Origin of the sequence: Providencia sp. PROV141 (assembly GCF_028481645.1) — a bacterium.
Taxonomy (GTDB): domain Bacteria; phylum Pseudomonadota; class Gammaproteobacteria; order Enterobacterales; family Enterobacteriaceae; genus Providencia; species Providencia rettgeri.
This window is the reverse complement of the sequence record NZ_JAMPPR010000017.1, coordinates 103,727-117,529: the sequence shown is the minus strand read 5'-3', so window position 1 is coordinate 117,529 and position 13,803 is coordinate 103,727. Positions and strand designations below refer to the sequence as shown.

At 40.6% G+C, this 13,803-nt stretch carries 11 protein-coding genes; 2 read left to right on the top strand and 9 right to left on the bottom strand.

Going from position 1 to position 13,803, the window contains the following annotated elements; genetic code table 11:
* Positions 1 to 20: 20 nt before the first annotated feature.
* Positions 21 to 641 carry a malonate decarboxylase holo-ACP synthase gene (locus PSF09_RS11625; protein WP_272665790.1) on the bottom strand — a complete coding sequence of 207 codons (621 nt, stop codon included), beginning with the start codon at positions 639 to 641 and terminating at the stop codon, positions 21 to 23.
* Between the two features lie 210 nt (positions 642 to 851).
* On the opposite strand from PSF09_RS11625, the gene PSF09_RS11620 reads away from it, so the two are divergent.
* Positions 852 to 1,820: an FUSC family protein gene (locus tag PSF09_RS11620; RefSeq protein WP_004913289.1), complete on the top strand. Its 969-nt coding sequence runs from the start codon at positions 852 to 854 to the stop codon at positions 1,818 to 1,820.
* 140 nt (positions 1,821 to 1,960) lie between these two features.
* The gene (locus PSF09_RS11615) at positions 1,961 to 2,602 is read left to right on the top strand and encodes an NAD(P)-dependent oxidoreductase (protein ID WP_004913290.1); all 642 of its coding nucleotides are present in this window, start codon (positions 1,961 to 1,963) and stop codon (positions 2,600 to 2,602) included.
* Positions 2,603 to 2,686: 84 nt separating this feature from the next.
* Here the strand turns inward: PSF09_RS11615 and iolB are convergent, their stop codons facing one another.
* The 8 genes from iolB to iolD form a co-directional block, all read right to left on the bottom strand.
* The gene (gene iolB / locus PSF09_RS11610; protein WP_004913292.1) at positions 2,687 to 3,517 is read right to left on the bottom strand and encodes a 5-deoxy-glucuronate isomerase; all 831 of its coding nucleotides are present in this window, start codon (positions 3,515 to 3,517) and stop codon (positions 2,687 to 2,689) included.
* Between the two features lie 187 nt (positions 3,518 to 3,704).
* A complete protein-coding gene (iolE, locus tag PSF09_RS11605) occupies positions 3,705 to 4,598 on the bottom strand; it encodes a myo-inosose-2 dehydratase (RefSeq protein ID WP_272683930.1) in 894 nt (297 codons plus the stop codon).
* Between the two features lie 30 nt (positions 4,599 to 4,628).
* Entirely contained in the window at positions 4,629 to 6,533 is a 1,905-nt protein-coding gene (locus PSF09_RS11600; protein WP_210838905.1) for a bifunctional 5-dehydro-2-deoxygluconokinase/5-dehydro-2-deoxyphosphogluconate aldolase, read from the bottom strand.
* A gap of 25 nt (positions 6,534 to 6,558) precedes the next feature.
* Positions 6,559 to 7,692 (bottom strand): Gfo/Idh/MocA family protein, encoded by a 1,134-nt coding sequence (locus PSF09_RS11595; protein ID WP_004913299.1) that lies wholly within the window; start codon positions 7,690 to 7,692, stop codon positions 6,559 to 6,561.
* 316 nt (positions 7,693 to 8,008) lie between these two features.
* Positions 8,009 to 8,437, bottom strand: coding sequence for a PTS sugar transporter subunit IIA (locus PSF09_RS11590; protein WP_004262128.1), 429 nt, complete (start codon positions 8,435 to 8,437; stop codon positions 8,009 to 8,011).
* 54 nt (positions 8,438 to 8,491) lie between these two features.
* Positions 8,492 to 9,898, bottom strand: a complete 1,407-nt coding sequence (locus PSF09_RS11585; protein ID WP_004913304.1) for a sugar porter family MFS transporter — start codon at positions 9,896 to 9,898, stop codon at positions 8,492 to 8,494.
* Between the two features lie 392 nt (positions 9,899 to 10,290).
* Positions 10,291 to 11,277, bottom strand: coding sequence for an inositol 2-dehydrogenase (iolG, locus tag PSF09_RS11580; protein ID WP_004262138.1), 987 nt, complete (start codon positions 11,275 to 11,277; stop codon positions 10,291 to 10,293).
* A gap of 582 nt (positions 11,278 to 11,859) precedes the next feature.
* Entirely contained in the window at positions 11,860 to 13,797 is a 1,938-nt protein-coding gene (gene iolD / locus PSF09_RS11575; protein ID WP_272683929.1) for a 3D-(3,5/4)-trihydroxycyclohexane-1,2-dione acylhydrolase (decyclizing), read from the bottom strand.
* Positions 13,798 to 13,803: the final 6 nt, after the last annotated feature.

Here is a 13,803-nt window from a genome sequence, read left to right as displayed (position 1 = left end):
ATTTAACAGACAAATGACAACTATAATTTCTCATCCCACGGGTCTGCCGTCATAACATCGCCAAGTGGTGTGTGTAATGTAACCTTTTCATTTTTAAACCACTCTGCTAATGAAAACCCACCCTTAGGCGTTTCAACATGGATATCGATTGGGCAATAGGGTGTATTCGCCTTAATAGCAAACTCAGCAAAATCTTCTTTTTCTTGAGGGTTCGGACAGCGAATGACCACATCAAGGTCGCAGTCTGACAACATACTTTGGATATCTGTCGCTAAAGTGTAAGCACAGCTGCCTGTGACTCCCCATTGCCAAGGCCATTTAGTTTGCGAAATGATCCATAAAACCTGCACAGGTGGTAAAGCAATAAACATTGAACGTTGTAGTTCCACCGAATTTGCCACCAAGGATTCCACATTCATAATATGCGTGATTGCCGATTTTTCAATTTGTGTCGTGATGCGTTGGTGTGGCTTAATTCCTCGAATTGCGACAGTCAGTTTATTCTCATCCGCTTTATTTCGATATACCGTCAACGGTAATTTACTGTTCCATTGTGAGCCAACCCATTCAGGAAGCGATTCTATCGCGACATCATTATTACTGCTGACCCAAACAAAATCATGAGGATTGATTATTTGCATTTTATTACCTTTATGATTGCTACGACTGCTCTTCCCTATTATGCCTTTTTTGTCACATAAAAACAGAATATCAATACTAACAACGCCACTGATACCATTTAATGGTAACTTGTCATAAATACTGAGTGATTGCCTTGAAATTTCACACCGTATAATATTTAATTACGTTATTAATTAATGAGTTAAGCTTCTATTTACGAGCATCGAATTATGAGAACGTTTCCTGCTATTCATGATGGGATTATTTTTACCAGCTGTATGTTTTTTAGTGCCGCAACTGCTTTTGTGATTTTAGATGCGCAAGCAGCGATGTGGGCGACATTCTCAACACTGTATTCATTTAATTTATTCAATGCAGCAAAAGAATATAAAAACTATGCTTACACCGCTTGTTGTTTATTGATGATTTTAGTGGCTATTTTTATCGGTGATACCCTGCGGCTTGGTACGGCGTATTATATTTATCTCGCCATTTTTTCGTTCATTTATTACCAATTGTATGGCACAGATCCCGCAATGGATTTAACGATGAAGTTTATGATTATCATGTCGACAATTGGCACCATTTTACCTGATATATCAAGAAGTTTGGCGTTAGGTTTTATTATTGGCAGTGGAGTAACGCTAATCACGTATTATCTCCTTAGTCATAAAATGACACGCCATAGCGTTATTACGAGTGCTTTAGTTGAACAAAATTTGTTTACGTTGAGAAAAAATATTATTCCCCGTTCGATGATTTATGCTTTAGGGCTATTACTCGCACTTGCCATTCCACGCAGTATAGATCTAGGGCACTTTTATTGGACATTATTGACCTTTGTTTTTGTATTGCATCCAAAATCACAAAGCATCGTTAAAATTACTTTGCAGAGAGTCTTAGGCAGCCTTATTTCTGTTTTATTGCTGTATTTTTTATTCAACCTACCACTTATGCCATACATCGGTTTAATTGCAGTTGTGGTATTCGCCTTTTTAATGCCAATGAGTTTTCATCATGGATATACGTTTATGACATTTGTCGTGACAAGCTTAATTTTATCCATTCTTGAGCTCGTTATATATTGGCGTCACCCAACCTATGAATTATTGTTTGACCGCGTTCTTGAAACCGCCTTAGGAGGAACCATCGCCATCATGACGAGTATTATTTTAAAGTTATTTAGAGAAACAAAATAAAATTAAGCATATTCCCCAATAAGAACGTCTGTTCTATACTCAAAAAAGAACACATTGGGAAAAGAAGTCTTAGTCCTAAAGCCTAGCCCTATCAGTATCATTACTCTTGAGTGTGACATTCAAGCAAAGAGGAACTGAAGATGAAAATATCGATTATTGGCGCAACAGGTTTTGTTGGCAGAGCATTAGTTGCTGAAGCGCTACTTCGGCATCACCAAGTAACAGCGATTTCTCGTCATAGTAATCAACTATCTCAACACGCTCACTTAATCACCGCGGCTGGAGATATCACCGATATTCCATGGTTAACCTCTCGGCTAAAGGGGCAGGATGTTGTCATCAGTGCGTTTAATGGCGGTTGGCAGAACCCTAATTTGTATCAAGATACTGTTGCGGGTAACCTCGCAATTTTACATGCTGTACAAAAATCCATGGTCAAACGGTTCATTGTTGTGGGTGGTGCAGGAAGTCTAAAAACCACTGCAGGTATTGATTTAATTGACTCCCCTGATTTTCCTGCTGAAATAAAGCCTGGCGCCCAAGCAATGAGAGAATTTAAAAACCAATTACAATCCATTGATTCATTAGATTGGACCTACGTTTCTCCTGCCGCCATGCTTGAAGAAGGAGAAAGAACAGAAACCTTCCGGCTTGGCGGGAATCAATTATTAATGAATGGTAATACTCCCGCTAAAATTTCTGTTGAAGACTTTGCAGTTGCTATTCTTGATGAAGTGAATAATTCACAATTTATTCGCCAACAATTTACCGCAGCCTATTAAGTTTAAGCATAAAAAAGCCGGTAAATAGTTACCGGCAAAGATAGATAACAGAACTTAATTCATTCACATATTGCTGTTTTTAACTTACTTTTCACGATGTTTCGCTGCATAGATTTCGCTGTTCACCCAGTTATGGTCTTTTTCCCATGTAAATAACCATTTACGTGTTGGTCCCGCCATCACATTAAGGTAATAGTTATCATAGCCAGCCACTGTCGCCATTGGGTGATACCCTTTTGGTACCATAACAACATCTTTGTTATATACCGCCATGCACTCATCTAACTCGCGGTCGTCAGTGTAAACACGCTGCATACAAAAACCTTGAGATGGATTTAAACGATGATAATAGGTTTCTTCTAGATAAGTTTCATTGGGTTCATTATCGGTGTCATGTTTATGGCTTGGATAAGAGCTGGTGCAGCCTTCATCTGTAAAGACCTCCACGACTAATAAGCTGTCAGCGGCTTTATCATCCGGTAAAATATTATGCACGTAGCGCTTGTTATAACCATGGCCACGTTGCTCTGCACCAATATCATCTGGACCAATTAAACGTGTTGGATAGGTGCCCTTTCCTTTAGCACTGCAAACGGCCAATTCAAGGTCAGTATCTGCGATGACCTCAGCAAACTCTTGGGCTGTCACATACACAGCATAGGGTTTTTTACGTTCGAAAGGATCCATTCGGTCGCCAATGTTTTCAAACGTTTGATTAGTTGTTTTAATCGTCGCTTTACCTGCGACTAAGACTAAGCACATTTCATTTTCAGAAGCAGGTAAGGAAATAGACTCACCTTGTTTTAATTCGTAAACATCAAAGTGAACATAACCCCAGTTAGCGATTTGTGGAGTGATATGCTGAGTACGCTTATGTGCATCTGGAGCATGGTATTTCGACAATAATTTTGACATAACTTTCCTCTGACACTTTTTAGATTCTAGATAGACAATTCTTTTTAGTCACTAACCGTTTCATCAATCAAATAGTTCAGTTTGTGGCTAGGCGGCTAGCGCACCAATCCCTAGGAGCATACACAAGTATGTGACTAGGGGGGGTAAGTGAAGCCAACAACGCCACAGACTGAAATATGACGACGATTTAGATTAAACCCGCATCCTTAGCAAACTTAGACAAATTGTTGTAACCCAATGTGGCATAAGTTAATGGATGTGCAATCGCAGGGTCTTGCTCTGCTTCAACCACCAGCCAGCCATTTTCATATTGGCTATTTTTCAATACCTTAAACACGTCAGGATAGTTAACGCAACCATCACCCGGTACCGTGAACACACCAGCTAATACGGCATCTAAGAAGCTGGTTTTACGGTTTTTAACATCTTTTAGGACATCTGCACGGACATCTTTGCAATGTACGTGATTGATACGTTTTGCCCAACGCTTAGCCACTTCAACCGGGTCTGCACCTGCAAAGGTTAAGTGGCCAGTATCTAGCAATAAACCAACTTCATCGCCAGTGTACTTCATTAGGTTATCAACATCTTCTGCTGACTCAATCACGGTTCCCATATGGTGGTGATAGGCGATTTTCACGCCTTGAGATAAGGTATATTTCGCGAATTCGGTTAGTTTCTTACCGTATTCTTCCCATTTATCGGCTGGGAACAATGGACGCATATGAACAGGTTTGTTTTGGTCGCCATGAATACAGTTGGTCACTTCTGCAAACACCATCACTTTAGCGCCTAAATCACGCAGTAACGCTAAGTGCCCTTGTACCGCTTCAATTTCTTCTTCCACACTGCGAGATAATAGTTCTCCCGAATACCAGCCTGAAACCAGTTGTAAGTCATGCTGTTTTAAAATCGGTCCTAAAACTTCCGCTTTGCGTGGAAATTTATTGCCTAATTCGAAACCAGCGAAACCTGCTTGACGACCTTCAGTTAAACATGTTTCTAGAGATGTTTCTGCCCCTAAAGTGGGTAAATCATCATTCGTCCATGTCAAAGGGTTGATACCAAGTTGGATTGCCATGATGAAGCTCCTGTGTAGGTAAAAGTAATATTATTTACGCTGACGCCATAGGGCTATCAGGTTTAAGTAATTAGCTTTGATTTTCTGAACTAGCTCATCGTCATTGATTTCGCCTTTCATCCACTCCAACGAAGGCTTACCAAATAAGGTACGACCAACAGCAAATCCTTTGACGATGGGTTTCCCAGCTGCGGCATTAAAACCTGCTTGTAACTCAGCTTGTGGCGCATCAAGCCCTAATAGCACGACACCGCGGCAGTATGGGTCACGCTCTTGGATCAGCGCATCGACTTCATCCCAATTTTCTGCTTGTAGTGGTGGTAATTTCCACCAATCAGGCTTGATACCTAAGTTATAGAAACGTTTGATTGCGCGTAAATACAGCTCATCATTGCGTTCCATATCCGCGGGTAATATCACTTCAAGCAATAATTCATGGCCTGATTGACAACAAGCGCTGTACACTTCCTGAACTGTTTTTTCTTGTTCTAAACGCAGAGGATGGTTGTCTTCTGGATGGAAAAATACCAAACATTTCACAATATGCTCTTTTGGCCAACTGATCAGCTGAGAACCGATATTGCCATGTTCTAAGCACAATGGTCTTGATGCCGGTAGCTCAATTGGACGGCCTATCCACCAACCACGACCAGTCACATCATTCAATACGTCTTGGCCAAAGGTACTGTCGCAAAGTAGCCCAGCTTTACCTTGTAAATTTGCTTCTTCAGCCACTTCACTGCTAGCACGGAAAATCAACTTCTTCAAATAAGGAATACAGGAAATATCAGCACCAGCATTACGAGCCATATCAACGAATTGGATGCGATGGTCGAATGCCATGACACAGAGCTCATTCCACTGTGTGCTACGTGAAGTCACTCGATGCAGATGGTTGAGTATAGGATCGAGATCTGGACGTGGTACTGCCGCAGCACGTTCAAGGTAATTATCTAACTCGATTTTTGTTGGCATTGCAGGTGCACAGCCATGGCGAGAAACCACTAAAGCCCCACAAGCGTTCGCATAAGCACAGGCTTTTTCCCAACCATCACCGTTTAAATAACCGCGTAGTAGACCAGACATAAATGCATCACCAGCACCTAATACGTTAAGTACTTCAACTCTGACACCATGAACAGTGATCCCTTCATCTAATGTTTCTGGGATCGCACCGCTAAATACGGAGCAGCCAAGAGAACCGCGTTTACACACCAGTTCCGCATCCGTCAATTGGCGAATGTTCTTGAGTGCTTGTACCGTATCCGTTGTCCCGCCTGCAATATGAAATTCTTCTTCTGTCCCGACAATCAAATCGAACATCGATAACACATCTTGCAGTTGTTGCGTGACACTATCGGAAGCAATAAAGCGCGTTTCCCCGTCACCGAGAGACGTTAACCCCCATAAGACTGGGCGATAATCGATATCAATGGCTGTTTTGACGTTATTACGTTTAGCATATTCCAACGCTTTCAATACGGCCGCGCGAGTTTTCGGATTCGATAAATGCGTTCCTGTAATTGCCAAGCAGCGTGCGGATGCAATATATTCTTCGGTAAAATCATTTGGCGTAATCGCCATATCTGCACAGTTATCACGATAGAAAATTAATGGGAAAGTATCCTGATCTTTGATCCCTAAGATAACTAATGCCGTTAATCTGTCTTTGTCTGTAATAAGATGGCTGGTATCACAGCCTACACGCTGTAATTCCTCACGTAAAAAACGCCCCATGTGCTCATCCCCCACACGGGCAAGCATTGACGATTTTAATCCTTGTATTGCAGTGCCGAATGCCACGTTTCCTGAAGAGCCGCCTAAATATTTGGCAAACGAACTCACATCTTCTAAACGAGAACCTATCTGTTGTCCGTACAGGTCAACGGCAATACGGCCCATACAGATAACATCTAACTTCTTCTGCTTATCCATTAATTACCCCTTAACTACAACAGAATTAATTGATTTCTTTAACGTTAACCCAACGTTGTTCATCATATGAACGTGCTATCGCGTCTAATATTCGTGATACTTTCCAGCCCTCTTCAAAATCAGGCCACATTGGCTGCCCTGTTGCAACGCCATCAATTAAATCACGCACTTCAACTGTTTTTTGGTCATTAAAGCCAATACCATGACCTGCACCATTACAAAATGGCGCATAATCCGGGTGCTCTGGCCCCACAAAAATGGTTTTAAAACCTTGACGGTTGCTAGGTTCATCATGACGATAGAGCTTTAGCTCTGCCATTCTTTCTTGAGTGAAAGACAGTGTCCCTTTGGTGCCAGTCACCACATAGGTTAGTCCCATTTTACGGCCAGCGGCGATTCGTGAAGTTTCTATAACGCCCATTGCGCCACCAGCAAAACGCACCATGGCATGCGCCTGATCTTCATTTTCAACCGTAACCATGACGGCTGAACCCGCTTTTTCTGGACGCTGTTTAATGACAATTTCCATATCACCACAAACGGTTTCAATATCCCCTACTAGGAATTGCGCCATATTAATAATATGTGCAGATAAATCCCCCAAGGCACCTAGGCCAGCTTTTTCTTTAAAACAATGCCAGTGAATCGGCGCGCTAGGGTCAGCCATATAATCTTCATTATGGGTACCATAAAAATGGATAACTTCTCCAATTTCGCCATTTGCAATGATTTCTTTGGCTAGCTGAGAGGTAGGGTTTTTCATATAGTTAAAACCCACTAACGTTAAAACACCCGCCTTTTTAGCCGCTTCGACCATTTCTTTGGCATCTTCAGAATTGAGCGCTAATGGTTTTTCGCAATAAACATGTTTACCGTGCTTAATTGCCTCCATTGCCATTTCTTTGTGCAGGAAATTAGGCGAACAGATATCCACCACGTCAATATTTGGATCTGCAACTAATTTTCGCCAGTCATCGGTTGCACGATTAAATCCCATTTCCTGAGCTCGGGTCTGTGCTAACTCAGGGGTAATTTCTGCAATCATTTCACGAACCAATTTCCCCTGTAATGGAAAAACGGTTGCTGCTTGTGCATAAGCAATGGCATGAGCTCGTCCTATATAGCCAGTACCTATCATCCCGATACGGATCTCTTTCATCTGTTCTACCTCTCGCTCATTTTATGTAACACAATGGCTGGCCTAATACTTGTTCCAGATTTTTATTTCAATAATCATGTTATACGGAACATTCGTTTCATTTTCAATATTATTGGAAATATTAATTTCATTATGTGATCCAACGTGAATTTTTAATGTAATCAATTAATATATAAGAAAATAAATATTAAATTTACGGAAGGGAAAAACAATAGAAGCGTCATAACGTGGAATGAAATGAAATAGAATAACTAAAGATGAAATTTATTGGGTATGGGATCAGGTAAAGATCCCATACTCTCTTCAGAACTCAAAACTAGCGATGAAGAATGCTTAAAAATTCTTCTTTACTTGATGTCAAAGACAATGCATTGGCAATAAACTCATCACTGAAAATCAGTGCGATTTCCCTAAGTACATCAATGTGTTCTCTTGATTTTGCAATCACACCTATTGCGATAAACATCACATTGGTCCGGTCCCATATCACACCGTCAGGGAATTGAAAAATTTCAACACCAGTATGCAAGATAATATCATTAGCAGACTTAGGTAGATGTGGCAACGTGATGCCATTCCCCAAAAATGTTGATATTTGCTGTTCCCTTTCCGTTAAGAAATGCACACAATCCCTATCAACATAACCTTTATTTTTAAATTCCGTACCCACCATTTTGAGTACTTCAGCTTTATTTCTTGCCTGACAACCTAAATGCAAATTACTTGTGGTTAGTTGTTCTATCATATCCAACCCTCGATTAAGTTAATTAGGTATATTCACACCACCAATAAGTAATAATTACATTGATGAGAGCTCTTCTTCTAATTGCTCTAATGATTTGTTTGATGTTTCTGGTAATAACTTCACCACAAAAACGATAGCTAAGTAGTTTATTACCGCAAAAATTAAGAATACTGGACCTAAACCAAGTTCTGCTTGTAATACAGGGAATAAATAACTCACAATCGCATTCATAATCCACATAAAGAAGACTGAGATCCCCATAGATAACCCGCGGATTTTAAGTGGAAATAGCTCTGCAAGTACTACCCAAGTTAAAAAGCCCATTGTTCCTTGCATAACCCCAACAAACACCGCGCCAAGTAACCAAATTAATGTTGCTTTAACATCCCCGGTTAAGAAGTAGTCTGTTGCTGCAATTAATAAGTGTAACGATGCCATTAAAGCAAAACCACCAACAATCAGCGTCTTACGTTTAAATCGGTCAACAAGGAATAGAACCCCTATCACCATACCACCGACAGAAAATACACCATTTAATACGTTGAAAACTAAAGAAGTTTGCTCAGAAAAACCCGCCGTTTTGAGAATTTCTGTACCATAATACATAATAACGTTAACCCCGGTCGTTTGCTGTAATGCCGCCCACACCATCCCAATTAATACCAATTTAAAAATCCAAGGCGTATTAAAAATTAACGCTAAATTTTGTTTATTGGCATTCGGGTGACGTTTAGCTTCCGCAGCTTCAACATCTAATAAGGTCACGATATCTTCATATTCTTGAATGGCGCGTTTTTCAGGGCGAATTTGCTTCAAGATTTTCAGCGCTTCTTCACGACGGTTTTTACTCATTAGCCAGCGTGGGCTTTCAGGCGCTTTCCACATACCAAATAACAGACACAGTGCAGGTACCGCCTGCACTAACAGCATATAACGCCAGACATCCGGTAAATGGCCCCAAATAGAACCGATAATTGCATTGATAGCAAATGCCGCTAGCTGCCCGATAACAATAGCAACTTCATTGAGTCCGGTAAGTTTTCCCCGCATTTCAGTCGGAGCCACTTCCGAAATAAATGTCGGTGCTGTCACCGAAGCCCCGCCCACCGCAAAGCCCAATATAAACCGAGCAATAAGAAGAACTTCAATATTTGGAGCCGCCGCAGATAAAAATGCCCCAAATAAAAATAGAAATGAGAGGTAAAGCAAATAAGTACGGCGCCCGACAAAATCTGCTACACGTCCACCACAAACACTGCCTAATGCCGCTCCCACTAATAGAACACTCATTACCAGCCCTTCCGTGGTTGGCGTTAAGCCCATGTTTTCTTTCAGTGATGAAAATGCACCGTTAATGACACCAGTATCATAACCAAATAGTAATCCACCAAAGGTTGCAACCAAGGTTATTTGGTGCAACCTTTTTCTCTGTTGTTGATTGAGATTCATGATTAATGACATATTATTACCTTATTATTTGAATCATTATGTCTTACCAAAAAAACAATTTTTCAATATTTAAATAAATGTTTAATGTTAAATGTTAAATAATGAAATAAGTTTCTGGCACTCTGGTTTGAATCGCTACTTTGCTAACTTTAGGCCTGATCGATAAACTCTTTGAAAATAGTTTTCGCGAATTTAAAACGATAAATACATCAGTTAAATTAAAAAAAGTAAGATTATAAAAAGCCTCAATTAATCTCAGAACATTGAAAGCCTAAAGAGTATTAAATAAAAGTAAGGTCAGTATTTTATATACTCATTGATAAATGAATATATTTACAATTGCGGCCAAAAATAGATTTTTAACCGCAAGTCTATAATTAAGTTAAATAGTATTACCGTATTAATTACAATTTAACTTCTTTACCTGTTTTTAATGATTCCAGCGCTTTGTCTGCAAGATATAAAGCCAATTCACCATCGGTACCTGTCGTTTCAGATTCCGCACGACCAGCTAAGATATCAACAAAATGCTGCCACTCTGCTTGGTATGCCTCATGGTAACGTTGTAAGAAGAAATACTCTGGCTTGGCGGATAAGCACCCAACTTCGCTTAACAGCGCAACACTGTTCTCTTTAATATTACCTGCCGTTAATAAGCCTTTTTCACCATGTAATTCAATGCGTTGGTCATAACCATAACCTGAACGACGGCTGTTAGAAATGGTCGCCATTGCGCCAGATGGGAATTTTAAGATGATAAACGCAGTATCAATATCACCTGCTTGACCGATAGCAGGGTCAACAACATTGCTGCCTTGTGCGTAGACAGAGCAAGGCTCTTCGCCAATCATAAAGCGCGCCATATCAAAATCATGAATCGTCATATCTCTGAACATACCACCGGAGACTTTCACGTATTCCGCAGGTGGTGGTGACGGATCACGAGACGTGATAATTAAAGATTCTGCTTTACCAATAGCGCCTTGTTGGAATAAATTTTTCAAGTGGCGAAATTGAGGGTCATAGCGACGATTAAAACCAATAAACAGTGGAACATTATGTTCTTTCACGCTTTTTAAACACTGCTTCACACGCTCAAGGTCGAGATGAACAGGTTTTTCACAGAAGATCACTTTTTTATGTTTGGCGGCGAGTTCGATTAAATCAGCGTGAGTATCTGTGGCTGAAGCGATTAAAACCCCCTGTATATTAGGGTCTTGCATTGCTTCTTCTGTCGTCTGTACTTTTGCTTGGTATTTTTCAGCCAAGGCAACCGCATTCGGTTGATAAGGGTCGATAACAGAATAAAGTTTGGTTTCTTTATGGCCGGCAATATTAACAGCATGAACCTGTCCGATACGTCCTGCGCCGAATAGTGCTATATTGAACATTCAAATGCTCCTTGATACCTTAAATCCACTATTTGGATATTACGGAATATACCAAATAAAACATTCATTTCAATTTATAATTTTTTGAAAATTATATTTTTGGGCTCTAGATAACAAATGTTATATTAAAGTGTATTTTTAGTGTTATTCAGATCACAAATTGACAATGTAAGCGAACAGCATTTAACAATAAAGTCAGTGTTTGCTCGCACATTAAATTTTCATAACTTCTTTTTTTGATCTTTTTTTACCTTAAAATAAAACATACATTTCAATAAAATAATTTTCAAACTATAAGAACCATAAAAAAACCCAGCCAAAGCTGGGTATATAATCCAAATGATCCGAGTTGTATTGGCGATTAGCGTAGTGCTGTCCCCTATACAACTTGAAGTATAGCGAATATAGAACGGCAAGTAATAACCACTATGCAAATTAAAACCAAAGCAATCCCTGCTAATTTTCCAGTAACTACCCTACTTAGTTACACATCTGACCCATTAAGAAAACGAAGAACATTCCTCGACGGTAAAACACCGTCGAGTTATTTGGATACTATAAGACACTAACGCAATATATTGATTAATAAAGACGTACTTTATGTTCCACCATCTCTTTAATCTTTTCAGCAGAAGCAACTATTTGAGGCTTTTTAGAAATTTGTGCCGTTCCTGTCCGCCACCAAGCTTCATAACCATTGGTCATTGTTTTCGGAAGTACTTTAATATCAATCAATACACAGCCCGAATGGGACTTCGCGTCTTTCAGTGCGGCAATCAATTGTTCCTCATCATGTACTCGATAACTTTTACAGCCATAGCTTTCTGCGTTTTTAGCAAAATCGACCTTCACTAACGGCCCATCCATCAACCCCGTCTGTGGGTTTCGATGGCGGTTCTCTGTACCAAAACTTCCCATGCCTTGGCTCATTTGCAGATTATTAATACAGCCGAATCCCGCGTTATCAAACAATAAAATGGTGATCTTAATATTCTCCTGAATCGCGGTTTGCAGTTCACTGTGTAGCATTAAATAAGAGCCATCTCCAACCATCGCATAAACAGGTTGTTTCGGTGCAGCGATTTTAGCTCCAACAGCGGCGGCAATTTCATAGCCCATACATGAATAGCCATATTCAAGATGATAGGTATCCCTTTGTTTTGGTAACCAAATACGTTGTAAATCACCCGGTAATGAACCTGCAGCACCTACAATAATGGCATCGTCTTCCATACATTGCTGCATCAAGCCTAACACCCGTGTTTGCGCCAGTTCTGTACCAAGCGTTTTACGGTACTCTTCAAGCTTGTCATCAAGATGGCCTGCAATTTCAGGAACAAAATCTAATGGCCGGTACTGTATACTAAACAAGCGCTCCAGCTCATTTTTCCATTGTTGTTTAGCCTGCTGAATTTCATCCCTCCACTGAGTTTCATAGTGAGAATCTTTCAATTTTATACTCAGTGCTTGTAACGCTTCTTTGGCATCTGCAACCACTTTCAATGCATCTAACTTACTTGCATCAAACTCCGCAACATTGATATTTAAGAATGTTACATTTGGATGGCTAAATAATGACTTCGAGGCGGTGGTAAAATCCGTAAAGCGAGTCCCCACCCCAATCACTAAGTCAGTTTCTTTAGCCAACAAATTTGCTGCTAGCCCACCTGTTGTACCAATTCCGCCCATATTCAAGGGATGACTAGCAACGACGGCACTTTTACCCGCTTGGGTTTCGCCAAATGGAATACGGTAATCTTCAGCAAATTGCAAAAATGCGTCGTGAGCTTCGGAATAACGTACCCCACCACCACAGATGAGTAATGGTTTTTTCTTGCTACGAATTAGATTTACGGCTTCTTCGATATTCACCGCTGTCGGTGGTCTACGTTCAATACGATGGATGCGTTTTTGGAAAAAATAATCGGGGTAATCCCACGTCTCGCCTTGAACATCTTGGGGTAGGCAAATGGTTACCGTGCCAGTATCCGCAGGGTCAGTTAACACTCGCATGGCATTGACCATCGCCGCCATCAGCTGTTCAGGCCGTGAAACCCTATCCCAATAACGTGAAACTGGGCGAAAACAATCATTAGTACTGATAGTTCCATCACCGTATTGTTCGACTTGCTGCAATACTGGGTCGGGCTGACGAGTCGCAAAGGTATCCCCTGGCAACAATAATAATGGAATACGATTGGCAGTTGCCGTTGCTGCTGCGGTGATCATATTTGCGGCACCAGGGCCGACTGAGGATGTCACAGCAAAAATTTGTTTACGTTTTTTTTGTTTAGCAAAACCCGTCGCAATGTGCGCCATACCTTGCTCATTACATCCTTGATAAACGCGTAGATGGCCAGGCGCTTCTTCAAGCGCCTGACCTAAACCCACAACGTTACCATGGCCAAAAATCGTAAATACTCCCTGAATAAACGGATACTGCTCACCATCGACATCAACATATTGTTGGTTGAGAAATTTAACCAACGCCTGAGCGGTCGTCATTTTCTGCTTATTCATACGGGT